Here is a 25,284-nt window from a genome sequence, read left to right as displayed (position 1 = left end):
CTCAACCAATTGCCTGCAGGTGCTCGGCAAAACAATCGGCCAACCATACTGCCGCCGGCCCCAGGGCTTCGTCGCGGCGACAGACCAGCTCCACCACCAACGGCGGCGGTGCCCAGTCGCTGCGCAGCTCCACCAGTTGATTGAGATAAGTCGGGTAGCGTGCCACATGACGTGGCAGCCAGGCCCAACCGAGGTTACGCATCACCAGTTCGGCCATGGAGTAGAAGCTGTCGGTGCGCCACACCGCCGGGCTGATCTGCTCGCCGCCGGGGTAGCGGCTGTCCTGTGGGGTCATCAATAGCTGGCGGTGCTGGGCCAGGGCATGGCGATCCACGTACTCGGCCTTGGCCAGGGCATGGCCGGCGGCGCACACGGTAACCATCTCGATGGTACCCAGGCGCTGACGCTCCAGCGCCCGCGGCATATCTTCATGGTGAAATAGCAGGCCCAGATCGGCACGGCGCTCCAGCAGCTTGCGCGCCACATCGCCCTGGGCACCGCTGGATAACTGCACCTCAAGGCGCGGGAACTGCCGGGCCAACGCCTCCAAGCTGTCGAGTACCGGCTGATAGGGCATGGCTTCGTCCTGAGCCAGGCGCAGACAGGCCTCCTCCCCGCGTACCAGACCCATGGCCCGGCCTTCCAGGCGTTCGCACTGGCGCAGGATTTCCCGCGCGTCTTCCAACAGCACCAGGCCCGCTTCGGTCAGGCGCGGCTGGCGGCCGCTGCTGCGGTCGAACAGCAACATGCCCAGATCGGTTTCCAGCATGGCAATGGCATTGCTTACCGCCGACTGCGCCCGATTGAGCCGCCGCGCCACCGCCGAAAACGACTGGCTCTCGGCCACGCTGACAAACAGACGCAACTGCTCGAAATTCCATTGCATGGCCGCACCTATCTCCAATATGGATAGGTAATGACTTTATCCCATCGCGCCAGCGCTTAGAATCCTCCGCCATCGCCACGCAGAATCGAACGAAGGAGCCCTGCCATGTCCGGATACCTATATTTAGGCATCGCCATTGCCTCGGAAGTGATCGCCACCACCTCGATGAAAGCCATCGACGGCTTCAACAAGCCGTTGCCGCTGGCCTTGGTGATCATCGGTTACGCCATCTCGTTCTGGATGCTCACCCTGGTGGTGCGCACCATTCCGGTGGGCGTGGCCTATGCCGTGTGGGCGGGGCTGGGGATTGTGTTGGTCAGTATTGCGGCGACCTTTATCTATAACCAGAAGCTCGACCTGCCGGCCATGCTCGGGATGGCGATGATTGTCGCGGGAGTGGTAGTGATTCAGTTGTTCTCCAGCACCACTGGGCATTGAAAAAAGCATCGCGGCTGAAGCCGCTCCTACGGATTGCGCGGTCCTGTAGGAGCGGCTTCAGCCGCGATGCTTTTAGCTTGCCCGGTGCCGAGGGGTATACTGCCGGCCTGTTTTTTCAGCGAGGCTGCCCGCTCCATGTCCCAAGCCCTTAACACAGACATTCTGATCGTTGGCGGCGGTATCGCCGGCCTGTGGCTGAACGCGCGGTTGCGCCAGCAAGGCTTTGCCACCGTGCTGGTCGAAAGCGCCACCTTGGGCGGCGGGCAGAGCGTGAAGTCTCAGGGCATCATCCACGGCGGTGCCAAGTACGCCCTGCATGGCGCGCTGACCGGTGCCTCGGAAGCCATTGCCGATATGCCGCGGCGCTGGCGCGAAGCACTCGACGGCAGCGGCGAACTCGACCTGCGCGGTGCCAAGGTCCTGTCCCAGGCCCACTACCTCTGGTCACCCGGCACCCTGGCCGGCAACCTCACCAGTTTTTTCGCCAGCAAGGCCGTGCGCACCCGGGTCGATCAGGTCAAGGGCGCGGACCTGCCGCCCGCCCTGCAAGACCCGAAATTCAAAGGCAAGGTCTACCGCCTCAATGAGTTGGTGCTTGATGTCCCCAGCCTGATCCAGCGTCTGGCCGAGCTGGCGGGCGACAGCCTGCTGAGTGGCGAAGCCATCGAACCACTGCTGGAAAATGGTGAGCTGATCGGGCTGACCGTTGATGGCCGCGAAATTCGCGCCCAGCGCGTGGTGCTTAGCGCCGGTGCCGGCAATGCTGCCCTGCTCACCGCCCTTGGCCAAACCCAACCGCTGATGCAGCGCCGACCGCTGCATATGGTGATGGTCAAGGGCCCGACCCTGAAACCTCTGTATGCCCACTGCCTGGGTGGCGGACCGAAACCGCGGGTCACCGTGACCAGCCACCCCACCGCCGATGGCCAATGGCTGTGGTACCTGGGCGGCGATCTGGCTGAGGCCGACGGTGTGGCCCGCGACGGTCAGGCGCAAATTGCCGCCGCGCAAAAAGAACTGAGCAACCTGCTGCCCTGGGTGGACTTCAGCCAGGCGCACTGGGCCACCCTGCGGGTCGACCGTGCCGAACCGGCGCAGAGCGGCCTGGTGCGCCCGGACAACGCCTTTCTTGCCGAGCACCAACGGCTGCTGATCGGCTGGCCGACCAAACTGGCACTCGCCCCGGACCTCGCTGACCGCGTGCTGGCTGCCTTGCAGCGCGATGGCGTGACGCCCGGCGACTACCCGCCGCTGCCTGAGCTGCCACGCCCAAGCGTTGCCCCCACCGCCTGGGACATCCTGCTGCCATGAGCATAAAAACCCTGCACGACCTGCACCGCCCCCTGGGCAGCACCGGCCTGCTGGTGTCGCCCCTGGGCCTGGGCACCGTCAAGCTGGGCCGCGATCAGGGGGTGAAATACCCCAATGGCTTTCAGATTCCCGATGACCACGAAGCCGGCCTGCTGTTGAGCCTGGCGCGCGAGCTGGGGATCAACCTGATCGATACCGCCCCGGCCTATGGCCGCAGTGAAGAGCGCCTGGGCCCGCTGCTGCGCGGCCAGCGCGAGGAGTGGGTGATTGTCAGCAAGGTGGGTGAAGAGTTTAGCGACGGCCTGTCCCACCACGATTTTTCCGCAGCCCATACCCGCCTGTCGGTGGAACGCAGCCTCAAGCGTCTGCAAACCGAGCAGATCGATCTGCTGCTGGTGCACTCCGATGGCAACGACCTCGCGGTGCTGCAGGAACACGAGGTGTATCAGACCCTCGCCGCCCTCAAGGCCGAGGGCAAGATCGGCGCTTACGGCTTTTCCGGCAAGACTGTGGCCGGCGGTCTGCTGGCCCTGGAGCACGGCGACTGCGCGATGGTCACCTATAACCTCAATGAACAGGGCGAACGCCCGGTGCTCGACTACGCTTGGCAACACGGCAAAGGCATTCTGCTGAAGAAGGCCCTGGCCAGCGGGCATGTATGTCTGGAGCCGGGCGTAGACCCGGTGCGTGCCAGCTTCGAACTGGCCTTCGCGCACCCGGCGGTGGCCAGCGCAATAGTCGGAACCATAAATCCGCTGCACCTGTCACACAATGTCGCCACCGCAGCCGACGTTATTCGTGCCCTGCGCGCTGGCTAAAGAGAATAAAGACGGCCTACGCCAGCCATGCAGGCTTCAGAAATGAAGCTGACGACGAAGGAGCCGAACCATGCCAAGAACCTTAACCCGCAAAGCCCCTAGCGACTTCAAGACCCTGGCGTTAAAAGTCGAAGCCAATGCCAGCGGCCTGAGCTATGAAGGCATAGGTCCACCGTTGAATTTCGGCCAGGTGCTCGACCGCCGCCAACCCTTGCCACTTTCCGAAACCGAAACCTTCCAGGCCGAACTGGCCAACCTGGGCGTTTCCGTGCGTCTGACCCTCAGCTGGCAAGGCCGCGACTACTGGGTGCTGGTTCGCCAACGCCGTGCCGACCGCGGTGATGTGGTGCTCAAGCTGATCTCCGGCTATGTGCCGGCCCATGAATTGAACCTGCCGCTGCTTACCGCCATTCAGGAAGTGGCCGAGGAATGCCTGCTGGAAACCCCGGAAGGCTGGCTGGGCGGACGCTTTGGCGATACCTGGCTGCCAACCCCGTACCAGAGCGCTTTGCGCTACCGGCAATCGGCAAGTTTCAGTCTCAGCCCACTGTCCGGCGCGGCGCGGTCAATCCGCTGCGGCAACCTGACCCTGATCGAACGCCCACGCGCCTATGTGCATCTGCCGACCGCCTCCTTGCAACTGGTCTACGACCTGCGCCTGGAACTGCCAAAAGATACCCGCCAGCTCAGCCTGTTTCATGTCGATGAAAAGCTCGAAGAAGGCAAGTTGGTGGCGCGTCTGGATCGGCGGCGGCCGGATCTGTATCTGATCCCCCTGCAACAGGGCAAACCCTGCGCCGACCTGCTGACCCTCAAGCACGGCGCACTGGTGCCGGCGAGCACCCGCGGGATATTCCTCGCCGAAAGCTTTGCGCCGCAGCAAGGCTGGGTGGTGAAGGAGGAGCGGATTCGCTGGAAAGACTGGGTGGCCCAGCAGGGGTTGGAGGCAAAAAAGCCCCTGGGAAAGGTGGCATGTAGCTAGACCAAAAAGCATCGCGGCTGAAGCCGCTCCTACAAGGACGTGCGGTCCGTAGGAGCGGCTTCAGCCGCGATGCATGTGATTTATTTCAACTCGCTGGAGGTCTTGCCCAGCAGACGCCGCGCCACAATCAGTAGCTGAATCTGCTGGGTGCCTTCAAAGATGTCGAGAATCTTCGAGTCCCGCGCCCATTTCTCCAGCAGCTCATCCTCGCCGTAGCCCAACGCTCCGGCCAACTCCACACACTTGAGCGTCACTTCATTGGCCACCCGGCCCGCCTTGGCTTTGGCGATGGAGGCTTCCTTGGAGTTGGGCAGTTTGTTGTCGGCCATCCAGGCCGCTTTCAGGGTCAGCAGGCGGGCGGCCTCCCATTCGGCTTCCAGGCGATACAGGGTGGCTTCGGCATGGCTGACCGCCAGCAGGGGTTTGCCGTAGTCGAAGCGAAAGCTGTCCTTGAGCAGTTCACGGGTGCGGTCGAGGGAGGCTTTGGCCACCCCGATGGCCATGCCCGCGACCAGAGGGCGGGTGTTGTCGAAGGTTTCCATCACCCCGGCAAAGCCCTTCTGCACATCCACTTCCGGGTTGCCCAGCAGATTGGCAGCCGGTACGCGGCAGTCGCTGAAGCTGATGGAGGCGGTGTCAGAGGCCTTGATGCCGAGCTTTTTCTCCAGCCGGGTAACGCTCATGCCCGGCGTGCCGTGCTCGACCACAAAGGACTTGATCGCCGCCCGGCCCAGCGCCTTGTCGAGAGTGGCCCAGACCACCACCGAATCGGCGCGTTCGCCGGAGGTAACGAAGATTTTCTCGCCATTCAACACATAGTGGTCGCCGTCCTTGCGGGCGGTGGTACGGATTGCCGCCGAATCCGAGCCGGTGCCCGGTTCGGTAATAGCCATGGCCGCCCAGGTGCCGCTGAAGCGCTGCAGCTGTTCGTCGTTGGCCACGGCGGCGATGGCGGCGTTGCCCAGGCCCTGGCGCGGCATGGCCAGCAGCAGGCCGACGTCACCCCAGCAGAGTTCCATCACCCCCAGCAGCGCCGAGAGGTTGCCGCCGTTCTTTACCCCTTCCTCGATGGATTTGGCGGCACCACGCTTGCTCGCCGAGGTCGCGCCAATGGCATCCGGCGAGCCGGCGTTCATGCCGTCGAGCAGCGCAGCCAGCAGGTCGAGTTCTTTGGGGTAGGCGTGTTCGGCCTTGTCGTATTTGCGCGAGATCGGCCGGAAATAGTTGGCCGCCACTTGATGGGCCTGGCGCTTAAGGCCGGCGAATTTCTTCGGGGTTTCCAGATTCATGTGCGTAGCTCCCGGGCGCTCAAAGCTGCAGGCCGCCGGCCATTACGGCCACGGCGCGCAGGTCGCGGTACCAGCGCTCGGCTGGATGTTCTTTGGTAAAGCCATGGCCACCGAGCAACTGCACGGCGTCGGTGCCGATCTTCATGGCCTTTTCGGCGCATAGCAGACGGGCCAGGTAGGCTTCGCGATGGAAGGACAGGCCCTGTTCGGCGCGGGCGCAGGCGCGCCAGGTGAGCATGCGCATGGCGTCCAGCTCGATGGCGATATCGGCCACCATAAAGGCCACACCCTGGCGGTGGCTGATCGGCTCGCCAAAGGCCACGCGCTCGTTGCAATAGGTGGTGACGTACTCCAGCGCCGCCTGCCCGGTGCCGATGGCCAGGGCACACCAGGCCAGCGCCGCGTGGTCGAGAAAGCTTTGGTAGTTGAAATGCTCGGCGTTCAGGCGCTGCTCAACAGGCACCTTCACACCTTTGAGCTTGACCCGCGCCGTGGCACCGGCCTTGAGGCCCATGCCGGGCTCGGGAAAGCGCTGCAGGCCCTGGCTGCCCGCCTCGACGATAAACAGCGCCGGGCCATTCTCCGCTTGCGCAGCGATGATCAGGTGGCTGGCATCCAGGCCACGCAGTACCAGGCATTTCTCGCCGCTGAGGTGGTAGTGCTTGCCCTTGCGCTTGGCTTTACTGGCCAAGTGCTGGGGATCGAACAGCGCTTCGGGCTCATTCACGGCAATGGCCATCACGGGCGCAGCGGCTTCCCCGACAAACGCCGGCAGCCAGCGTTGCTGTTGCTCGGCGGAACCCCAGCGGCGGATGCAGTTGGCCGCTGATAGCGGCACCAGCAGCGCGGCAGCCAGGGACATATCACCCTTGGCCAGGGCTTCGGCGATCAAGGCGTTGCTCACCGTGGTGCGCTCGCCAGCCATGCCGCCGTGCACTTCGCTGACACCGTAAAAGGTCAGGCCCAGATCTTGAGCCTGATTGAGCAATTCGGCGGGAATGGCGGCATTGGTGTCGGCATCATGGGCGGCCGGACGCAGCACTTCGCTGGCAAAGCTGGCGAGCATATCCACCAGCATCTGTTGTTCGTCGCTCAGGGACAGGTCGAACAGGGCGTCCGGATCAACCTTGCGCGGGGCGCGGCTGCCGCCCTTTTGCGCGCGGTCCGCAGCCAGGCGGAAACTGGCGCGGCTGCCGCTGTAGATCAGCTTTTCAAAGGGTTTGCGCAGGTTCAGGCGGTCCGGCCAATCGGCCTGGGCCATGCGATTGAGAATGGCCAGAGCGCGGCCTTGTACATCGGCATTCATGGGCATCTTTCCGTCCAGGATGAAGATGCTTGCAGCATGCGCGGTGGTGAATGCTTGCGCCTATGACCGTTCCGCCGAGAGCGATTGGCAGGTCGGCCATAGGGGGCTGAAGATCAACGGTATCGCGGCTAAAGCCCCCCCACAGGGTTCTGCTTTCCCGCAGAGAACTCGATCCCTTGTGGGAGGGGCTTTAGCCGCGATGCTCTTAGCGGTCTCGGCCTACTTGCGCTCGCGGATCTTGTTGACGATGGCGGTGGTCGAGCTGTTTTCCACCAACCCCAGCACCCGCACTTCACCGCCATAGGCTTTGACGATATCGGCGCCAACCACTTGCTCCACGCCGTAGTCGCCACCTTTGACCAGCACATCCGGTTTGACCGCGCGCAGCAGGTTTTCCGGGGTGTCTTCGCTGAAGCTCACCACCCAGTCCACGGCACCCAGGCCAGCCAGAACGGCCATGCGGCGGTCCACCGAGTTGATCGGCCGGCCAGGGCCTTTGAGGCGGCTGACCGAGGCGTCGTCATTGACCGCCAGCACCAGACGGTCGCCTTGGGCGCGCGCTTGTTCCAGGTAAGTCACGTGGCCGGCATGGAGGATGTCGAAGCAGCCGTTGGTGAAGACGATCTTCTCGCCATGGGCACGGGCGTCGTCGATGCTGGTAAGCAGTTGCTCCAGGCTCAACACCCCACGCTCGGAGCCTTCCTCGCGCTGCACGGCGCGGCGCAGTTCCGGGGCGCTGATGGCGGCCGTACCCAGCTTGCCGACCACGATGCCGGCAGCCAGGTTGGCCAGGGCCACGGCTTGTGGCAGTTCCTCACCAGCGGCGATGGAGGCCGCCAGGGTGGAAATCACCGTGTCACCGGCACCGGTGACGTCGAACACTTCACGGGCACGGGCCGGCAGGTGCAGGGCCGGGTGACCGGGGCGCAGCAGGGTCATGCCGTGTTCGCCACGGGTCACCAGCAGAGCACCCAGCTCCAGCTCGCGCATCAGCTCGGCACCTTTGGCCACCAGCTCGGCTTCGTCTGCACAGCGGCCAACGATGGTTTCGAATTCATTCAGGTTCGGGGTGATCAGACTGGCACCACGGTAGATGGCGAAGTCCTTGCCCTTGGGGTCAGCCAACACCGGGATATTGCGCGCACGGGCCACCTGGATCAGCTCCTGGTGGTTTTTCAACGCGCCTTTGCCGTAGTCCGATAGCACCAGCACCTTGATGCCATCCAGCAGGCTTTGCACCGAAGCGGTGAGGGCCACGGTATCGGTCTTGAACGGCTCTTCGAAGTCCATGCGCAGCAGCTGCTGGTGACGGCTCATAACCCGCAACTTGACGATGGTCGGTTGCCCGGCAATCCGCTGGAAGTGCGCCTGCACCTTGGCTCCCTGCAGGCTGGCGCTGAGGCTGGCGGCAGCTTCGTCTTCACCGGTAACGCCAACCAGACGGGCCGGCGCGCCGAGGGCGGCAATGTTCAGGGCGACGTTGGCAGCACCACCGGGACGGTCTTCGATCTGGTCGACCCGCACCACCGGCACCGGTGCCTCAGGAGAGATCCGTGAGGTGCCGCCATGCCAGTAGCGGTCGAGCATGACATCACCGACCACCAATACGGCAGCCTGATCAAAACGGGGCATGGACAACTTCATGGACTCTCCGGGGACGCTAAAACGCGGCAAAAATATAGCACAGCAAGGTGCGCGCCCAGCCTCAGGGCCGGGGGCAGCGCCTCAATCAGGTAAACGACGCGCCCAGAACAGCTCGTGCCGTCTGACCGCTTTACGAAAGAACTCATCCTCGCCGGTGGTCGGCCAGCGCCGCCCGGCAAGCAGCTTCTGAATCATCCGGCGCAGACGCTTTTTCAGCGCCGGCCGGCCTTGCAGATCGTGTTGCATGCCCAGGGCCATGGCCTTGTCCAGCTGTACGGCCGGGCTCAGCAGCGGGCTCCACAGGGAATCGGCCGGCAGCGCCTCGATGGCGGGCGGCAGGGCAATGCCCTGACCCGCCGGGCCCATCGGCCAGCGGTCATTGTCGTGCAGATGGTTGGCGTACAGCAGCAGGGTAACCGGCTTCCAACTGCTGCGGGCGATGGCCTGCTGCAAGGCGACAGTGGTGGCGACGTGATCGGCGTGCGGGTCCAGTTCGGGGTGCGGGGTGACCACCACCTGCGGGCGGAAATGCTCCAGCACTTCCACCAGATCCGCCACCAGATTGCGCCAGCTGGGGATGCCGTCGATATCGGCCGGCAGACGCAACGGGTTGTGCTGGCGAACCGAACGTACATCGCTGTCGCCGGATTCGCGGGAACCAAAGGCGTTGTCCGGTTCGGCGGCCATCGCCGGCAACTGCAGGCAGTAATAACCGAGCTGCACACACTGGCTGGCGGGAACCCCGCCCCACAGCGGCACGGCCAGGCTGTCCCAGGCACGCAGACGGCCTTTCAGGCGCGCGGCTTCGGTGCTCGGCAGGCCCAGCTGTTGATAGTGTTCGGCTTCGATCTCGCCCTGGGTCAGGGTGACAATGCTGACATTGCGGCTGCGGCTGTACAGACCAAAGGCCGCCAGCTCGGCGTCATCGGCATGCGGGGCGAGGATCATCAGCGCCTGCTCGGCGTAGTCCGGGTTGCTCAGGCAGAACAGCTCGCCGTCGCTGGCCAGCCGGCAGAAGCGGCCTTTAACGGTCAGCTGGCCCTGGGCCAATGCCGCAGCCTGACCGGACAGGTTGAGGTAACGCCGGCCGGCTACTCCGCGTTCGAAATCCTGGCGGTCATCACCAATCTGCACATAGGGGTCCAGCCAGCGCCCCAGCCAGCTGGCCCGCAGCGGCAACGCCAGAATCAGGGTTTCACCCTCGGCCAGTTCAGCGCTCAACTGCACGCGGCCATCGACCAGCTTCACCGCCTGCTGCGGCGTGCCCGCCGGGAACTGGTACTGGTAGTCGTCTTTGGGCGAATAGAACAGATGATCGGCAAACCAGGCCTCATGAGCGACCCAGCCCAGCACCAGCAACAGCGGCACCAGCCACCAGGCCAGCAGCACGCCCAGCAGCGCCAACGCCAGCAAGGCGACCAGCACAAACAGGCGCTTGTGGCGGCGATGGGTTTTCAGAAGCTGCTGTTTACGTGCACTCATGGCCTGGGGCTCTTAGGTCCGAAAGGTCGGCACGGTATGGCACCAACGATCCTTGTACTCGCGGTCGGCGCGGCCGAAGGAGTAGCGCAGGGGTTTGCCCAGGGCGCGGGCGGCGGCCCAGGCATCCTGAGTATTGATAAAGCTGAGCACGCTGCCAGGGCTGAACTCGCGGTTCTGCGGGTCGACGCCACCGTTGATGTACTCCAGGCTCACCCAGTTCGGTGCCTGAACCTGATACAGCACCTGAATCGCCACCGGCAGATCGTTGAGGTAAATCAGCGAGCCGGTCATAAATTCACGCAGCAGGGCGAACACCTCGGCCTGGCGCTCCTTGCCGGTGGCTTCGAAGCCCCAGCGGCGCTGGAACAGATCGGCGTAAATGGCGGCCTGCTCGCTTGGCGACAGCTCGAGCATTGGCCGCACCACCCCACCCGCCTCTTCCAGCAGACGCTGCTCGCGGCGCTGGTTGTAGCGGAATTTCTTCGAGTAATCCTCCGGTGCCCGGGCCAGCGCCAGACCTTCCGGCTGCGGCTTGAGGGTGCTGATGCGCCCGGCATTCAGTTCGGAGACATAGCGCATCTGCTGACGCACCGGCACCTGGGCGTTCTCGGCCAGCGGCAGAATGATTTCGGCATTGCCCAGATCGAACAGGCCGCGCTGCCCCCGCGCCTTGAGCACGTCCTTGGACAACGCCAGATGGCGGCCCCAGCACGGCACGGCGGCGATCAGCTCAGCGCCCTGCAACCAGCCGAGGTAATGCACAGGAATGCCGGCCAACCCGGCCAGGCGTTCGATCACCTGGGGATGGGTTGCCACACTGCCGCCGAACCTGTTCCAGGCGGCGGCATAGGCAGCAGCATCGATTGGTGTCCAGCCGCGCTCACGCCAGCCGCGCCATACACGGTTGATCATGCCTCGAGCGGCTCCGCGGCGGCTTCCTGGTCGTCGTCCTTGAACTGCTTGGCGTGCAGACGCGAGTAGTAGCCGTTGAGGGCCAGCAGCTCATTGTGCGTACCGCGCTCGACGATCTCGCCCTGGTCCATCACCAGAATCAGGTCGGCCTTCTCGATGGTGCTCAGGCGGTGGGCGATCACCAGGGTGGTGCGCCCTTGCATGACTTTGTCCAGAGCACCCTGGATATGCCGCTCGGACTCGGTGTCCAGCGCCGAAGTGGCCTCGTCGAGGATCAGCACCGGGGCGTTTTTCAGCAACGCGCGGGCAATCGCCAGGCGCTGGCGTTGGCCGCCGGAAAGCAGCACGCCGTTCTCGCCCACCAGGGTGTCGAAGCCTTGCGGCATCTTGTCGATAAACTCGGCGGCGTAGGCGTCTTCGGCCGACTGGCGTACCAGTTCGAACGGCGCGCCGGCCAGGTCGCCATAGGCGATGTTGTTGGTCACGGTGTCGTTGAACAGGGTGACGTGCTGGGTCACCAGGGCGATATGACGACGCAGGTTGGTCAGGGTAAAGGTTTCGATTTCCAGACCATCAAGGAGAATCTCGCCCTGATCGTGGTGGTAAAAACGGGGGATCAGGTTGGCCAGGGTCGACTTGCCGCTACCGGAGCGACCAACCAGGGCGACCATCTGCCCAGGCTTGGCAACAAAGGAAATATCCTTGAGCACGGCACGCTCGGTACCTGGGTACTGGAAGTTGAGGTTGCGCACTTCCAGGTGGCCGGTGGCGCGCTCCAGTTCGATGCTGCCGGTGTCGACTTCCGGCTCTTCGTCGAGCTGTTCAAAAATACTTTCGGCACCGGCCAGACCTTTCTGAATGGTGGCGCTGACTTCGGAAAGTTGGCGAATCGGCTTGGGCAACAGACCGGCAGCGGTGATGTAGGCAATCAGCTCGCCCGGCGACGCATCACCACGGAGGTAGAGCACCAGGTACATCAGCACGGCCATGCCGATGTAGATCACCAATTGCAGGCTAGGCGTGTAGATCGACTGGGTGCGGGTCATGCCCAGGCTGCGATTCATGTTGTCTTCGCTGGCATCGCGAAAACGGTTTTTCTCGTAGGTTTCGCCGCCGAAGCTGCGCACCACGCGGTAACCCTGAATGGTTTCCGAAGCGACATGGGTGACATCGCCCATGGCCACCTGGATCTTCTTGCTCTGGCTGCGGAATTTCTTGCTCGCGGTGGTCACCAGCACGGCAATGATCGGCAGAATCGCCAGCAGTACCATGGTCAGTTTCCAGTTGCTGTACACCAGGTAACCGAACAGGAACACCACGGTCAGGCCCTCACGGATCACCACCTTGATGGCGTCGGTGGCGGCACCGGTGACCATGGTCACGTTATAGGTAATGCGCGAGATCAGGTGACCGGAATTGTTGTTATCGAAGTAACGGTTGGGCAGGGTCAGCAGGCTGTTGAACAGCGCCACACGCAGGTCGTGCACCAGCCCGCGGGAGACCTTGGCCAGGTAGTAGTTGCCCAGAAATGAGCCTATGCCCTGGTAGACGGCAATGAGTACAATCAGGATCGGTACGCCGAGCACCAGGGAAACGCCAAGAAACTTGGCATCTTTGGCCGGATCCAGGGCATCGAGAAAGTGTTTGAGCATGTCCGCCAGCATCGGCTGGCTGGACGCGAAGATCACGAAGCCAAGGATGCTGATGGCAAATGCGCCCCAGTACGGCAGCACATACTTGAGCAGTCGCATGTAGATTTTCAGACTGGATTGCTCACTGGTTTTGGCCATTCGGCACGCCTCATTCGACTGGCTAGAGAGAAAAGATGCGGATTGTAGCAGCGAACGAATTACAAGATTGGCTCAGCCACGGCGAGCTTCTGGAAAAAGACAGTTTTGGGCCCAAGGTGGTGCGTCTGGCCGATGGCCGCTTGCTGAAGATCATGCGCAGCCGCCGCACCCCGTTGGTGGCCCGCTTGCTGCCTTCGGCACAGCGCTTCAAGCGCAACGCGCAACGCCTGCAGCGGGCCGGCATCGCCACCCCGCTGATTGATGAATGCCTGTGGATCGACCGGGAAAAAGCGGTCAGCGCCTGTCTCTATCAGCCGCTAACCGGCGAGCCGCTGGACGGCATATTCCGTAACGACAAGACACGTTTTCTTGCTCTGCTGCCGCAACTGGCCGCCTATATCCACCGCTTGCACCAGCGCGGGATCTACTTCCGCTCGCTGCACCTGGGCAATATTCTGCTGACGGCTGATGGCGGCTTCGGTCTGATCGACTTTCTCGATATGCGCTTCAAGCGCGGCCCGCTGGGCAAGCGCCTGGTAAGGCGCAACTTCGAGCACCTGCGCGGCTACCTGGAGCGGCGCAAGGTGGAAGGTTTTCCTTGGGATGAGCTGCTGGCCGCTTATGCGCGAGCCAGCAAAGCGTCCAACTGATCCAGAGCGAGCTTGGGTATCAAGTGGTCGGGCAGGCGGCTTTCGGCGGACAGGTTATAGACCTGAAACTGCGGTTCGATAACCCGCTCGGCCAGTAGCTGAAAGCTCGGCAGGATGTAGTCCTGGAAGTCGCAATCCAGGCGACTGGATACTGCCGCCGCACCGTCTTCATAAAAACGGCCCACATTGGAACGCAAATCCAAGCCGACCAGAAACACCTGGTTAAATCCCAAATGGCAGGCCAACTGAATAGCTGCATAGGGAATGGTGCGGCCGTTGAAGTAGCCTTTTTCCAGATTGCGACTGAAGCCGATACGATTGGGCTTCTGACGCAACAACGAATAGTTGCATTCAATGTCGCTGTCGCCACGCACGGCTCTGGAAAATTGCCGCGGGCTCAGTCGGCGTAGCGCCTCATCACTACGCCCCGCCCGCTCGAAGCAGAACACCGAGCGCCCCATCAGCGCCTCAGGCTCAAACCCTAACAAGGTTTCGATCACCCGGGGCGAAAGCACTAAATGACGGGCATGCCCTACCGCTTGCATCATCAGCGGCAGACGACTGCGGACGAAGCCACTGTCATCGCAAAGGTAATAGTCCGGTGCCATACCCGCAGCGGTGAAACGGCAAATGGAACCGTTCAGCGCCATCATCGGGAATTGCCCGTACTGCTCAAGCGGGAATTTTTTTGTGGAGGGTCCGGAGGCGACGATAAACACCGGGCCGGAACAGCTGTTGCGGCAGGCATCGAAGCGTTCGAACGCCATATTTTTATTAGAAAGATAAAACTCGCCCATCCAAGGCGCCCCTCTTAAACGCATGCCCCGTCAACCGGTGCACTTCAATAACTTCGAGATATCTTAGAACGCTGGATTCAACATTTTTCTTACAGCCCAGACGACCGGCAATGGCGTACGCCAACCTGCGCCTGGTTAAACACCAGAGCGCGGTTCATCACCATAGGATTTGGGGCTGCGGGACCCGGCTTCAGTAGCGACTGATATAAAAAGGGCAGATACAGACAACTGGCCTGTTATCTAACTAGAGAAGGACGCGCGACTGAATCACCGCGCATCTCTACTACGCCCCTATCAGCACCGAATGGGATCAGTCGCCAAGCTGTTTTTTTGTGTTTTCCCGTCAGCGCGAGTCGTGAAATACAGCAGAAACAGCGGCATCCAGAAAGAGATCCACTCGATCGATGGCTTGGTTAGCAATGCCCGACCATTGGTCGACAGGCAGATCCCACCGAAAATCAGCCAAAGCGCGAAAAAGTAGCCCTCCGGTCGGCGCAACGAGCGACGAACCAGCATGAGTGTCATGCCGATAAACAGCAAACCACCCAGCAGACCACCGGTACGAAACGCCTCGAACAACGAAGAATGGGAGTGGGTGACTACCTGGCCGTTCGCAATGGCAATTTCAGCGTCGTTACCCAATCCGCGCCCGATCAGCCAGTGACTTTGGAACTGTTGCCACACCTGCGACCAGATTTCGCCGCGGTAATTGGGCGAGGAAACCCGCTGAGCCACTACGGCATCCAGATTCGAAAGCGCCACACCCACGGCAATCAATGCGCCGCCCAATGCCAGAAGCAGCAAATCAACTTTGCTTCTCCTGACCAGACCGATCAGCAGCAGGATGACAGTCAACGACAACATCGGCCCACGGCTCTTGGTTACAAACATAAGGGTGACCGCGAGACCAATCACCACCATCAGCCCCAACTGCACCGGCCACTTCTTGTTGGGTAGCGACCACCATGCAGCAATAGCCACGACGCCGAAAACAATCGCCGAGTTGATAGGGTTGCCCGGCCCCCACCCTGCCATTTGTTGCAACGAATAGCGGCCAGTAACAAATGCCGAGAGTGGGACATCACCCAACAACATGCTCAACACATAGCCACACGCAGCAACACCACCCGCTACAGCGATAAACCCGGGAATAAACTGTGGGCCGAAGCGATTGATGGCGCCCTCAATGCCCAGCATCAAGCAATAAATATAAAGGCTGTACTTGGCTGCATCGCGGATCGAGCCCTCGCCTCCGGACCACAAGGTACTTAACGAGAAGTAGCTGAGAAACAGCACGACGGATGCCAGCGCCCAGCTATCCTGCCGAAACAACAGTGCCGAGCGCACCAGCAGGAACAACGCTGGCAATGCCACCAAAAGATAGAAAAACGTTTTTTGATGGCTACCACCCAGAAAGAAAATGGAGCCCAAATACAGCAGAAAGCCCACTGCAATCCACTTGTGCACGGTCTCTTGCAGAGTCAGACCACGCGACCGAAAAGCCTCCACCAACGCCATACAAACACCTATTCAAGATTTTCGATTGCGCCTGGTGGCGCCGTTACAAAAAGCAGTTCGATTGCAAATCTCAGCCGCTAGCAGTCAGCGCCACACCTTCAACGTCGACGGGCAATGAAGTACCGCCAACCAAGGCATTGATTACCGCTACGGTTCTATCCAGCCCCAGGAAGCCTCCGGCGAGATGGAAAACCGCAAAGTTTTCCGAAGTCTCAACATGGGCAAGGTAGTGTGTCTCGATCTGCGCAATACGTTGATCCAGCTCGGCAATATTTTTCACTGCAGCCCCGAAGAATCGTTCCTGCTCGAAAATATCCCGGTAGCCGCCGGCATTGATATACACCACAGGCCGCCTGGCCAAGGCCGCTTCAATTACCGCATTGGAAACCAGGCTGATGACGATTGACGCAGCCGACAGCGCATCTTCCAGCGAGGTGGACGGCGGCAACACTTGGATATTGGCGTGTTGGGCAGCAGCCTCTTGCCAAAGCGCCATGCGGCTGCGCGGATGGCCCTTGATCAACACCTTGTGCTCAGGATGGCTGGCCGCCCAATCGCGAACCAGTCGATAACTTTCCTGGTAGCCAGGCTCTTTTTCCTTGTCTGGCCCAACACCCAGCACCAGCAGTGTCTTTACCGAAGGTGATGCCAGCGGCATGTCGAATGTTTGGCTGATCATATGCGAGCCGGTCAGCAGTGCGGTGGTAGAGCCAAATCGCAGCACACGACGCCTTAGCGCCTCTTCTGAGCTCTTGCCGAACAACAAGTAGTAGTCATAGTCGAGCATTCCCAGCCGCCGGGAAGCCTCCACCGTAGTGGCGTGGGCCAGATGCACGAGCGGGCGCTGACGCTGATTTAAAGACAAGCGCAGAAAGGGCGAATAGAGGCTGCCATTGCGATCGTTGAGCAAAACCCGCGGCTGGTGATGCGCAACCAACCACTCAGCGTGGGCGGCGATACCAAAGTAACGCGTGGGAACAGCGTATGGCGGTGCCGCCAGCTCGCGCTTTTTCAGCGTCGCCCGAGGCTCCTGCAACGAAGTCTCGACCAGTCTGTGACCCCACTGGCGCAGGGCCTCAATCAACATTTTTTTACGCTGCAAGACGATAACCTTGGGCGCAGACTGCAGCAGCAACACATCGCAGGGCTCAGCGACTACGCTGGCCGCCAGTCGCCGTCTGGCACGCAACCCGAACCACCAGTCACCCACCACTTCGCGCGCAAAGCGCACTGCACTGCCTAACATCCCATGACGTTCGCGCAGCAAGCACCAGCGGTACTGGTCGAGCGCCTGGGCTTTGGCTGCCCAGGGGTTAACGGTGTTCTCAAGCATCTCGCGGCTCTCGCAACAGCGGTGAAAACCCGGCTAGGGCCCAGAAGCGCTGACGCACGGCATCATCCGAAAACGAGCGCTGCAGACGCTCCAACATCAATTGCGATACTGCCTGGCGATCTTGCGCCTTGGCCTGTTGAATCAAGGCCTGCGCCAGTGCCTGCGTGTCACCCAGCGGGAACAATCGACCGACACCAGCTATCACTTCCTGCCCACCACCACAGGCCGAGCCAATCAGAGGTACGCCGGCGGCCATTGCCTCTAGCAGCACCATACCGAAGGGCTCGTGATCAGAGCTCAACGCGAACACATCGAAGGCCCGGAAGTAGCGGCGACCATGGGCCACCTGGCCGAGAAAACGCACCTGCTCGGCCACGCCTAGCTCCTGCGCCAACGCCTTGAGCGAGGCCTCCAGCTTGCCGCTGCCCATGATCACTAACAGGCTGCCGGCCGGCAGTTGCGGCAACGCTTGGGCGAAACCGCGCAACAACGTCGCCTGATCCTTGTCCGGATGCAGACGCCCGACATTGCCAACAACCCAGGCATCCGCCGGCAGGCCGAGAAACTCGCGTGCCTCGCTGTGGGACACCTGCTCCGCTTGTACCGCAGCAATGTCGACACGGTTGTACAGGGTTTCGATACGCTCGGCCGGCCAGCCGGGCAGGCTCTCGCGGATATCGTCACGCACCGCATCGGAAACCCCGAGCAGGCGCAGACGGCGCTTGAACCATTGGGCAAAGAGAAACCGCGTACGCCGCCGGTAGTCACCAAAGGCGTGGTGCACGCCGATCACCGGCAGGTTACTGCCCAGTAGCGCCACATACACCGGCTTGAAACGATGGGCGATGCAAAAGGCAAACGAGCGCTGGCTGGTGAGACGCTTGATATCGCGAATGGCCGCCAGCTTCAGGCCGCGCACATCGGCGCTGTGGTAGCCGAGAAAGATCACTTCATCGGAACCCGAGCCCGCTTCCACGGCGGCGCTCGGCTCACCGGTCAGGTAGACCGTGGTGACCTTGTACGGCGTACCGTCGAACAGGCTGGCGTACTGACGGGCGCAGTCGAGAAACGGCCCGTCATAGCTGTGGCAGAACTGCAGAACACGCAGTTCAGTTGAGTGCGTCATACCCGTCCGCGCCTTCCTTGATCACCAAAATATCTTCCATGATCAGGTACTGCAGGTCCGAACCGAAGAACATGTTCAACGCGTCGGTAGGCGAGCAGATCATCGGTTCGCCACGACGGTTCAGCGAGGTGTTCAGCGACACGCCGTTGCCGGTCAGGCCTTCCAGGGCCTTCATCATGTCGTAGTAGCGCGGGTTGTATTCGCGCTTGAGCACCTGGGCACGGGAAGTGCCGTCTTCGTGCACCACTTCCGGCACACGGGTTTTCCACTCTTCGGCGACTTCGAAGGTGAAGGTCATAAAGGGTGCCGGGTGGTCGACCTTGATCATCTGCGGGCCGACGGTATCCAGCATCGACGGGCAGAAGGGGCGCCAGCGCTCACGGAACTTGATCTGCTCGTTGATGCGGTTGGCCACCCCGGCAATGCTCGGGCAGCCAATGATCGAACGGCCACCGAGGGCGCGCGGACCAAACTCCATGCGGCCCTGGAACCAGGCCACCGGGTTGCCGGCGACCATGATCTCGGCAATGCGCTGGGGCATTTCCTCGATCTGTTTGAACTTGGGCTTGCTCGGGTGGCGGGCGCAGGCGGCGATCACGTCTTCGTTGGAATACGCAGGGCCGAGATAGACGTGTTCCATCTTCTCCACCGGCACACCGCGCTTGTGCGAGATATAGGCGGCGGCACCAACGGCGGTACCGGCGTCACCGGAAGCCGGCTGCACGAACAGCTCTTTGACTTCCGGGCGGGCAATGATGCGCTGGTTGAGTTTGACGTTCAGCGCACAACCGCCGGCGAAGGCGATCTTGCCGGTTTCCTTGAGGATGTCGCCCAGGTAGTAATCCATCATCTGCAGCGCCAGCTTCTCGAACAGCGCTTGCATGCTGGCGGCGTAATGAATGTACGGGTCGTCGGCGATATCGCCTTCGCGTTTCGGGCCCAGCCACTCGATCAGCTTGGGCGAGAAGTAGAAGCCCTTGCCGTTCTCTTTATAGCGGCGCAGGCCGATGACGTTGGCGTACTCGGTGTTGATGATCAGCTCACCATTCTCGAACTTGGCCAAGCGGGAGAAATCGTACTTGCTGGCATCGCCATACGGTGCCATGCCCATGACCTTGAACTCGCCATCGAGCATCTCGAAACCGAGGAACTCGGTGATTGCGCCGTACAGGCCGCCGAGGGAATCCGGGTCGAAGAACTCTTTGATCTTGTGGATATTGCCGTTCTCGCCATAGCCGAAAAAGGTCGTGGCGTACTCACCCTTGCCGTCGATGCCCATGATCGCGGTCTTTTCGGTAAAGCCCGAGCAGTGGTAAGCGCTGGAGGCGTGAGCCAGGTGGTGCTCGACCGGCTCGATCTTGATCTTCTTCGGATCGAAACCCAGCTGTTCCAGGCACCAGACAATCTTGTTGCGGTAGCGCTTGTAGCGACGGTTACCCATCAGGATCGCGTCGAGGGAACGGTCCGGCGCATACCAGTAACGCTTGGCGTAGTGCCAGCGAGCCTTGCCGAACAGGCTGATGGGGGCAAAGGGAATGGCCACCACATCGACATCCGACGGTTTGATCCCGGCCTGTTCCAGACAGAACTTGGCCGACTCGTAGGGCATACGGTTCTTGGCGTGCTTGTCGCGCACAAAGCGCTCTTCTTCGGCGGCCGCGATCAACTTGCCGTCGATATACAGCGCAGCGGAAGGATCATGACTGAGGGCGCCGGAAAGGCCGAGAATCGTCAGTGCCACGGGAAACCTCTTGCAACGACGCAAGGCCTACGCCTGCGCGAAAAGTCGGACGGCAGGCCGGAAAAGCAAAGGGCTGCCTGATAAAGCGGGGGATTATAGCCGTTGCGTTGCGCTGGGTGCGAGCGTGACGGGGCGAGGTGTTCCAGAACCGGTGTTTGCAGGAAGCGAGGTTGCCCCGGAGCGCCGGCCGACCTCTCCGACAAAAAGCACTCTCCCTGTGAGAGGCTTCAGCCTCGATGCTTTTGCTTTGGCGATTGCCGCCTCCCACACATCGAGATCAAGCGAGCTAGAGCCGCGCAAGGCAAAAATCCATTTTGAAGCGTAGGGCGAATATCCGCTGCGCGGATATTCGCCCTACGCCCATGAGCATTCAAAACCTTTTTTAACCCAACCCGGCCGACGCGCAGCCGATCGTTTGATTACGGCAGCGCGTAAGCGATGACGTAATCCCCCCGCTCCGGCGACTGCCGCGCCCCGCCGGCACTCACCACGATGTACTGCTTACCGGTTTTCGGCGACACATAGGTCATCGGCCCCGACTGGCTGCCCACCGGCAGGCGTGCTTTCCAGACTTCCTTGCCGCTGCCGCTATCAAAGGCGCGCAGGTAGAAATCCTGGGTGCCGGCGAAGAGCAGCAGGCCCGACTGGGTGGCCATCGAGGCACCCAGGGTCGGCATGCCGATGGGGATCGGCAGGTGCATCTTGATGCCCAGCGGGCCGGTGTCCTGCACTGTGCCGACCGGAACCTGCCAGACCAGCTTGCGGGTTTTCAGATCGATGGCCGACATGGTGCCGAATGGCGGTTTCTGGCACGGAATGCCGGCCACCGACAGGAAGCGTTCACGCATGGCACCGAACGGGGTGCCAGTCTGCGGCACCACGCCCATTTCGATACCACTGGCACCCGCGGCGATCTTTTCGCGCGGGATCATGTAGTTGGCCAGGCCCAGGCGCATGTCATTGACGAACATATAGTGGGTGGTCGGGTCCACCGACACGCTGCCCCAGTTCATCCCGCCAAGGGAGCCGGGGAATTGCAGGGCACGGTCCAGCCCCGGCGGGGTGTAGACGCCTTCATGGCGCATGCCTTTGAACTGGATACGGCACAGCAACTGGTCAAATACCGTGGCACCCCACATGTCCGCTTCATACAGTTGGCGGTTGCCGATCGAGGGCATGTCCACCGAGAACGGCTGGGTTGGCGAGTAGCGCTCGCCTGGCACGTTGCCCTGCGGCACCGGCTTTTCATCGACCTTGGCAATCGGCACGCCGGTGGCGCGGTTGAGCAGGAAGATCTCGCCTTGCTTGGTGATCTGCGCCAGCGCCGGCTGGGTGCCACCGGCGTCATCAGGCACATCGTAGAGCAGCGGTTGCGCCGGGATGTCGAAGTCCCACAGGTCGTGGTGGGTCATCTGGAAGTGCCAACGGATGGCACCGGTGGCGGCTTCGACGGCGACTACCGAGGAGCTGTATTTATCGTCCAGCTCGGTACGCTCGCCGGCCCAGAAGTCCGGCGTTGCGTTGCCGGTGGGCAAGTAGATGAGGCCGAGTTTTTCGTCGTAGGCCATGGCCGACCACACGTTCGGCGTACCACGGGTGTAGGTCTGACCTTCCGGCGGACGTTTGGTGGTTTGCGGGTTGCCCGGGTCCCAGGCCCAGATCAGCTCGCCGCTGTGCACATCGAAGGCACGCACCACGCCCGGCGGTTCGCCGGTAGAGAAGTTGTCCGCTACCCGGCCGCCCACTACCACCACATTGCCCGCCACCAGCGGGGTAGAGGTCTGTTGGTAGTAGCCGTCTTTGACTTCGCCCATATCGGTTTTCAGATCCACCGTGCCCTGATTGCCAAAGTCGGCGCACGGCTCGCCGGTGTCAGCGTTGATGGCGATCAGGCGCGCATCAATGGTCGGCAGGAACAGGCGCTTGGCGCAGGCGGCCGGCGCAGCGGCGGCCGTATCGACCGGAGCGGCATCTTCGTAAAAGCCCAGGCCGCGGCAACGCTGCCAGTTCGGTGCCGAGCCTTGCGGGTCGAAGTGCCAGCGCTCCTTACCGCTGTCGACGTCGATGGCAAACACCTTGCCGTAGGCGGTGCAGTGATAGAGGGTGTCGCCGATCTGCAGCGGGGTGTTCTGGTCTTCGGCGCCGGAGCCGGTGCTCTGCGGTAGATCGCCGGTGCGGAAAGTCCAGGCCACTTGCAGCTTGTCGATATTGCCCTTGTTGATCTGATCCAGGGCGGCGAAACGATCTCCGTGGGTGGTGTTGCCCCAGTGTTTCCAATCTTTCTGTTCCTGCCCCTTGGCCACCGGGATGACTGGTGGCTCGCTGGTCGCCGCAACGATGGGGTTAAGCACAAAGGCATAGGCCGAGGTGGCGACAATCGCCAGCGCCAGCAGACCGCTCAGCACATAAGCGCCGCGGCCATCGCCTTCATGGCCACCGTCATGGTGCGCCGGAGAAAGACGCAGCAAGGTCGGATAAAGCAGGCTCACCACCAGACCGATCACGGCAAGCACCAACAAGCGCGACACCAGCGGCCAGAATTCCAGGCCGGTTTCCCACACGGCCCAGATCACCGACAGCAGCAGCACCGCGCCAAACAGCCAGGCACCATTGGGGTTGGCCTTGGCGATCAGCACACCGGCACCGAGCAAGGCCAGCCCCGACAGCACGAAATACCAACTGCCGCCCAGTACTGCCAGGTAGGCACCGCCACCGGCCAGGTACAGACCGACCAGGGCAATCGCTACCCCGACCACCACCAGCAACCAGCTGGCCAGGCCCCCGGCGCGTCGGCCGCCAACAGTTATTACCTCATTCATCTGCGCTATCCCCTTGCTCAATCAATTGGTACCAGCCGCCCTAGCCAGGCCAGCCACCTAAAGGGCGCGGATTCTGCCGCGCATCCAGCGGGCTTACACCTTGCGGGGCGTAGGTCATTAGCCGACCTGGTGCCGAAATAAAAGCGCAAACCCAGTAGCAGAGCGGCTCGGCAGCGGATGACTTTATGGTCGATAATCGCCCACTATGCTCAGCCCGCGACCGCAGCGGCATTGTTGATCTGTATAACGCCGGCGATGACTTCATTGAACCGACTACCGCCCTACTCCCTGCTGCTGACACTGTTCGCGGTTGCCAGCACCCAGGCCGCTGAAACCCGCAACGATCAGCTTGCCCCGCTGGAACTCGACACATTGGTGATCAGTGGTTCCCGCCAAGCCAGTGACAGCTTTGCTCTGCCGTTCTCGATAGATAGCGTAGATCGTCAGCAGATCAGCGACGGCCAACTAGCCATCAATGCCTCGGAGGCCCTGAACCGCGTCCCCGGCCTGGTGGTACAGAACCGCCAGAATTACGCCCAGGACCTGCAGATTTCTTCCCGAGGTTTCGGTGCTCGGTCGGCCTTTGGTGTACGCGGCATCAAGCTGCTCAGCGACGGCATTCCAGCCAGCACTGCGGACGGTCAGGGCCAGGCCGCCACCTTCAACCTCGACACCGCCGAGCGCATCGAAGTGTTGCGCGGGCCGGCGTCTACCCTGTATGGCAGCAACGCTGGCGGCGTGGTTCAGGTATTTTCCCGCGATCCCGAAGGGCCACCGCAAGTCGCTGCCGAAAGCATTTTCGGCAGCGACGGCATAAACAAAAACCACCTCAGCGCCGAGGGTGCGGTTGAGCAGGCCGGTTTTCTCCTTGATGCCTCGCGCATGGACACCGATGGCTACCGCGACCACAGCGCCGCCCGCCGCGACCAGACCCTCGCCAAGCTCAACCTCAAGCCCGATGCCGACAGCAAGCTGGCGCTGATCTACAGCAGCCTGGAGCAGAACGGCACCCAGGACCCGCTGGGGCAAACCTGGGCGGGCTACAAAGCCGACCCACGCTCGGTGGCCCCCGCAGCGCTGACCTACAACACGCGCAAAAGCATCGACCACCAGCAGGTGGGTGCCAACTATGAGCGCTACTTTGGTGAGGCGACGCTGCAGGCCACGGCCTATAGCGGCAAGCGCAGCGTGATTCAGTATCTGTCGATTCCCAAAGGCACGCCGGCCAACAACAACGGTGGCGGCGTGGTGGCTTTTGACCGCACCTTCCATGGCGGCAGCCTGCGCTGGCTGCAACCGGTCGGCGATCTGGACCTGGTATTTGGCCTCGATTACGACCAAAGCCAGGATGATCGTCAGGGTTACCAAAACTTCTCGGGCAACCAGCTGGGCGTAAAGGGCGAACTGCGCCGCGACGAGATCGACACCGCCACCAGCCTTGACCCCTACGCCCAAGCCACCTGGACCTACGGCAACTGGACCGTGCAAGGCGGCCTGCGCTACAGCACGGTGGAAATCGAGGTGGATGACCACTACATCACCAGCAGCAATGGCGATGACAGTGGCGACCGACGTTACGAACAGGCCAGCCCGGCACTGAGCCTGGGCTACGCCTTCACACCACAACTGAATGGCTACGTCAGCGTTGGCCGGGGTTTTGAAACGCCCACCCAGGGTGAACTGGCCTACGGCGCGCCGGGCAGCAGCGGGGTGAACTACAACCTCGACCCGTCCACCAGCACCCAATATGAACTAGGCCTCAAGGCTCTTCTGGGTAGCGGTACACGGGTGAATGCAGCGGTGTTTCAGATCACTACCGACGATGAAATCGTGGTGCTTAGCAGCGACGCTGGCCGCACCAGCTACCAGAACGCCGGGCGCACGCTGCGGCGGGGATTCGAGCTGGGCATAGAAAGCCAACTCAGCGAGCAGTGGTCAGCCAACCTCGCCTACACCTACCTGGCGGCGCAGTACGACTCCAGTTTCGTCAGCGGCACCGGCAGCACGGCGCAGACGGTCGACAGCGGCAACAACCTGCCGGGCGTGCCGCGCACCACCCTGTTCGCCGAACTCGACTGGCGGCCGCTCGACGGCGTCAGCACCGCCATCGAGGGGCTGTACCGCAGCAAGGTGTACGTCAACGACAGCAACAATGCCCGACCGGCACCGGCCTACAGCGTGTTCAACTGGCGCGCCCGCTTCGAACAGCACTACGGCCCATGGACCGTGCACCAGCTGCTGCGTCTGGATAACCTGCTGGACCGCCAATATGTCGGCTCGGTGATAGTCGGCGACGGCAACAGCCGCTACTACGAAGCCGCACCCGGACGCAGCTGGTATGCCGGGGCCGGGGTTTCCTATCAGTTCGAGTAACGGCCAATCGCGGCTGAAGCCGCTCCTACAAGACCGCACAATCCGTAGGAGCGGCTTCAGCCGCGATTC

The 25,284-nt window shown here is 62.0% G+C and carries 19 protein-coding genes; 6 read left to right on the top strand and 13 right to left on the bottom strand.

Going from position 1 to position 25,284, the window contains the following annotated elements; translation table 11 throughout:
* Nucleotide 1: 1 nt before the first annotated feature.
* Nucleotides 2-886: a LysR family transcriptional regulator gene (locus ACVW0Y_RS03475; RefSeq protein WP_457436075.1), complete on the bottom strand. Its 885-nt coding sequence runs from the start codon at nucleotides 884-886 to the stop codon at nucleotides 2-4.
* A gap of 105 nt (nucleotides 887-991) precedes the next feature.
* On the opposite strand from ACVW0Y_RS03475, the gene ACVW0Y_RS03470 reads away from it, so the two are divergent.
* From ACVW0Y_RS03470 to ACVW0Y_RS03455, 4 genes are all read left to right on the top strand, one after another.
* Nucleotides 992-1,324 carry a DMT family transporter gene (locus tag ACVW0Y_RS03470; protein WP_457436074.1) on the top strand — a complete coding sequence of 111 codons (333 nt, stop codon included), beginning with the start codon at nucleotides 992-994 and terminating at the stop codon, nucleotides 1,322-1,324.
* 135 nt (nucleotides 1,325-1,459) lie between these two features.
* A complete protein-coding gene (locus ACVW0Y_RS03465; RefSeq protein ID WP_457436073.1) occupies nucleotides 1,460-2,635 on the top strand; it encodes an NAD(P)/FAD-dependent oxidoreductase in 1,176 nt (391 codons plus the stop codon).
* Complete coding sequence (locus ACVW0Y_RS03460) at nucleotides 2,632-3,453, top strand: aldo/keto reductase (protein WP_457436072.1); 822 nt, start codon at nucleotides 2,632-2,634, stop codon at nucleotides 3,451-3,453. The genes ACVW0Y_RS03465 and ACVW0Y_RS03460 overlap by 4 nt, the downstream gene beginning before the upstream one ends.
* A gap of 70 nt (nucleotides 3,454-3,523) precedes the next feature.
* The gene (locus ACVW0Y_RS03455) at nucleotides 3,524-4,435 is read left to right on the top strand and encodes a metal ABC transporter ATPase (protein WP_457436071.1); all 912 of its coding nucleotides are present in this window, start codon (nucleotides 3,524-3,526) and stop codon (nucleotides 4,433-4,435) included.
* Between the two features lie 80 nt (nucleotides 4,436-4,515).
* On the opposite strand, the gene ACVW0Y_RS03450 is transcribed toward ACVW0Y_RS03455, so the two are convergent.
* The 6 genes from ACVW0Y_RS03450 to msbA form a co-directional block, all read right to left on the bottom strand.
* On the bottom strand, nucleotides 4,516-5,724 hold the full coding sequence (locus ACVW0Y_RS03450) for an acyl-CoA dehydrogenase family protein (RefSeq protein WP_457436070.1): 1,209 nt from the start codon (nucleotides 5,722-5,724) through the stop codon (nucleotides 4,516-4,518).
* Between the two features lie 19 nt (nucleotides 5,725-5,743).
* Complete coding sequence (locus ACVW0Y_RS03445; protein ID WP_457436069.1) at nucleotides 5,744-7,036, bottom strand: acyl-CoA dehydrogenase family protein; 1,293 nt, start codon at nucleotides 7,034-7,036, stop codon at nucleotides 5,744-5,746.
* 213 nt (nucleotides 7,037-7,249) lie between these two features.
* Complete coding sequence (hldE, locus tag ACVW0Y_RS03440; protein WP_457436068.1) at nucleotides 7,250-8,674, bottom strand: bifunctional D-glycero-beta-D-manno-heptose-7-phosphate kinase/D-glycero-beta-D-manno-heptose 1-phosphate adenylyltransferase HldE; 1,425 nt, start codon at nucleotides 8,672-8,674, stop codon at nucleotides 7,250-7,252.
* An 81-nt stretch (nucleotides 8,675-8,755) separates the two neighbouring features.
* On the bottom strand, nucleotides 8,756-10,156 hold the full coding sequence (locus ACVW0Y_RS03435; protein ID WP_457436066.1) for a PIG-L deacetylase family protein: 1,401 nt from the start codon (nucleotides 10,154-10,156) through the stop codon (nucleotides 8,756-8,758).
* Between the two features lie 12 nt (nucleotides 10,157-10,168).
* Nucleotides 10,169-11,068 (bottom strand): GNAT family N-acetyltransferase, encoded by a 900-nt coding sequence (locus ACVW0Y_RS03430; protein WP_457436065.1) that lies wholly within the window; start codon nucleotides 11,066-11,068, stop codon nucleotides 10,169-10,171.
* A complete protein-coding gene (gene msbA, locus ACVW0Y_RS03425; RefSeq protein WP_457436064.1) occupies nucleotides 11,065-12,858 on the bottom strand; it encodes a lipid A export permease/ATP-binding protein MsbA in 1,794 nt (597 codons plus the stop codon). Before msbA ends, ACVW0Y_RS03430 begins: the two co-directional genes overlap by 4 nt.
* A 35-nt stretch (nucleotides 12,859-12,893) precedes the next feature.
* Between msbA and ACVW0Y_RS03420 the strand changes: the two genes are divergently transcribed.
* Nucleotides 12,894-13,508, top strand: a complete 615-nt coding sequence (locus ACVW0Y_RS03420) for a lipopolysaccharide kinase InaA family protein (protein ID WP_457436062.1) — start codon at nucleotides 12,894-12,896, stop codon at nucleotides 13,506-13,508.
* On the opposite strand, the gene ACVW0Y_RS03415 is transcribed toward ACVW0Y_RS03420, so the two are convergent.
* The 6 genes from ACVW0Y_RS03415 to ACVW0Y_RS03390 form a co-directional block, all read right to left on the bottom strand.
* Complete coding sequence (locus ACVW0Y_RS03415) at nucleotides 13,478-14,227, bottom strand: lipopolysaccharide core biosynthesis protein (protein WP_457436060.1); 750 nt, start codon at nucleotides 14,225-14,227, stop codon at nucleotides 13,478-13,480. The two genes, ACVW0Y_RS03420 and ACVW0Y_RS03415, sit on opposite strands and share 31 nt — an antisense overlap.
* A gap of 372 nt (nucleotides 14,228-14,599) precedes the next feature.
* Nucleotides 14,600-15,823 (bottom strand): O-antigen ligase family protein, encoded by a 1,224-nt coding sequence (locus ACVW0Y_RS03410; RefSeq protein WP_457436058.1) that lies wholly within the window; start codon nucleotides 15,821-15,823, stop codon nucleotides 14,600-14,602.
* 70 nt (nucleotides 15,824-15,893) lie between these two features.
* The gene (locus tag ACVW0Y_RS03405) at nucleotides 15,894-17,156 is read right to left on the bottom strand and encodes a capsule biosynthesis protein (RefSeq protein WP_457436057.1); all 1,263 of its coding nucleotides are present in this window, start codon (nucleotides 17,154-17,156) and stop codon (nucleotides 15,894-15,896) included.
* Complete coding sequence (locus ACVW0Y_RS03400) at nucleotides 17,149-18,282, bottom strand: glycosyltransferase (protein ID WP_457436055.1); 1,134 nt, start codon at nucleotides 18,280-18,282, stop codon at nucleotides 17,149-17,151. Before ACVW0Y_RS03400 ends, ACVW0Y_RS03405 begins: the two co-directional genes overlap by 8 nt.
* Entirely contained in the window at nucleotides 18,266-20,023 is a 1,758-nt protein-coding gene (locus ACVW0Y_RS03395; protein ID WP_457436053.1) for a carbamoyltransferase family protein, read from the bottom strand. The genes ACVW0Y_RS03400 and ACVW0Y_RS03395 overlap by 17 nt, the downstream gene beginning before the upstream one ends.
* Before the next feature lie 419 nt (nucleotides 20,024-20,442).
* Complete coding sequence (locus ACVW0Y_RS03390) at nucleotides 20,443-22,842, bottom strand: membrane-bound PQQ-dependent dehydrogenase, glucose/quinate/shikimate family (protein ID WP_457436051.1); 2,400 nt, start codon at nucleotides 22,840-22,842, stop codon at nucleotides 20,443-20,445.
* Nucleotides 22,843-23,097: 255 nt separating this feature from the next.
* On the opposite strand from ACVW0Y_RS03390, the gene ACVW0Y_RS03385 reads away from it, so the two are divergent.
* Complete coding sequence (locus ACVW0Y_RS03385) at nucleotides 23,098-25,215, top strand: TonB-dependent receptor family protein (protein WP_457436050.1); 2,118 nt, start codon at nucleotides 23,098-23,100, stop codon at nucleotides 25,213-25,215.
* Nucleotides 25,216-25,284: the final 69 nt, after the last annotated feature.

It is taken from the genome of Pseudomonas sp. TE3786 (genome assembly GCF_054057335.1).
The sequence above is the reverse complement of the archived record's forward strand: the minus strand, read 5'-3'. Positions and strand labels throughout refer to the sequence as shown.

Coding starts and splice junctions, on each gene's coding strand:
- ACVW0Y_RS03460 (WP_457436072.1), top strand. CDS start 2,632: ATGAGCATAAAAACCCTGCACGACCTGCACCGCCCCCTGGGCAGCACC.
- ACVW0Y_RS03435 (WP_457436066.1), bottom strand. CDS start 10,156: ATGAGTGCACGTAAACAGCAGCTTCTGAAAACCCATCGCCGCCACAAG.
- ACVW0Y_RS03450 (WP_457436070.1), bottom strand. CDS start 5,724: ATGAATCTGGAAACCCCGAAGAAATTCGCCGGCCTTAAGCGCCAGGCC.
- ACVW0Y_RS03390 (WP_457436051.1), bottom strand. CDS start 22,842: ATGAATGAGGTAATAACTGTTGGCGGCCGACGCGCCGGGGGCCTGGCC.
- ACVW0Y_RS03410 (WP_457436058.1), bottom strand. CDS start 15,823: ATGGCGTTGGTGGAGGCTTTTCGGTCGCGTGGTCTGACTCTGCAAGAG.
- ACVW0Y_RS03430 (WP_457436065.1), bottom strand. CDS start 11,068: ATGATCAACCGTGTATGGCGCGGCTGGCGTGAGCGCGGCTGGACACCA.
- ACVW0Y_RS03385 (WP_457436050.1), top strand. CDS start 23,098: ATGACTTCATTGAACCGACTACCGCCCTACTCCCTGCTGCTGACACTG.
- ACVW0Y_RS03445 (WP_457436069.1), bottom strand. CDS start 7,036: ATGCCCATGAATGCCGATGTACAAGGCCGCGCTCTGGCCATTCTCAAT.
- ACVW0Y_RS03470 (WP_457436074.1), top strand. CDS start 992: ATGTCCGGATACCTATATTTAGGCATCGCCATTGCCTCGGAAGTGATC.
- msbA (WP_457436064.1), bottom strand. CDS start 12,858: ATGGCCAAAACCAGTGAGCAATCCAGTCTGAAAATCTACATGCGACTG.
- ACVW0Y_RS03475 (WP_457436075.1), bottom strand. CDS start 886: ATGCAATGGAATTTCGAGCAGTTGCGTCTGTTTGTCAGCGTGGCCGAG.
- ACVW0Y_RS03400 (WP_457436055.1), bottom strand. CDS start 18,282: ATGACGCACTCAACTGAACTGCGTGTTCTGCAGTTCTGCCACAGCTAT.
- ACVW0Y_RS03455 (WP_457436071.1), top strand. CDS start 3,524: ATGCCAAGAACCTTAACCCGCAAAGCCCCTAGCGACTTCAAGACCCTG.
- ACVW0Y_RS03420 (WP_457436062.1), top strand. CDS start 12,894: ATGCGGATTGTAGCAGCGAACGAATTACAAGATTGGCTCAGCCACGGC.
- hldE (WP_457436068.1), bottom strand. CDS start 8,674: ATGAAGTTGTCCATGCCCCGTTTTGATCAGGCTGCCGTATTGGTGGTC.
- ACVW0Y_RS03405 (WP_457436057.1), bottom strand. CDS start 17,156: ATGCTTGAGAACACCGTTAACCCCTGGGCAGCCAAAGCCCAGGCGCTC.
- ACVW0Y_RS03465 (WP_457436073.1), top strand. CDS start 1,460: ATGTCCCAAGCCCTTAACACAGACATTCTGATCGTTGGCGGCGGTATC.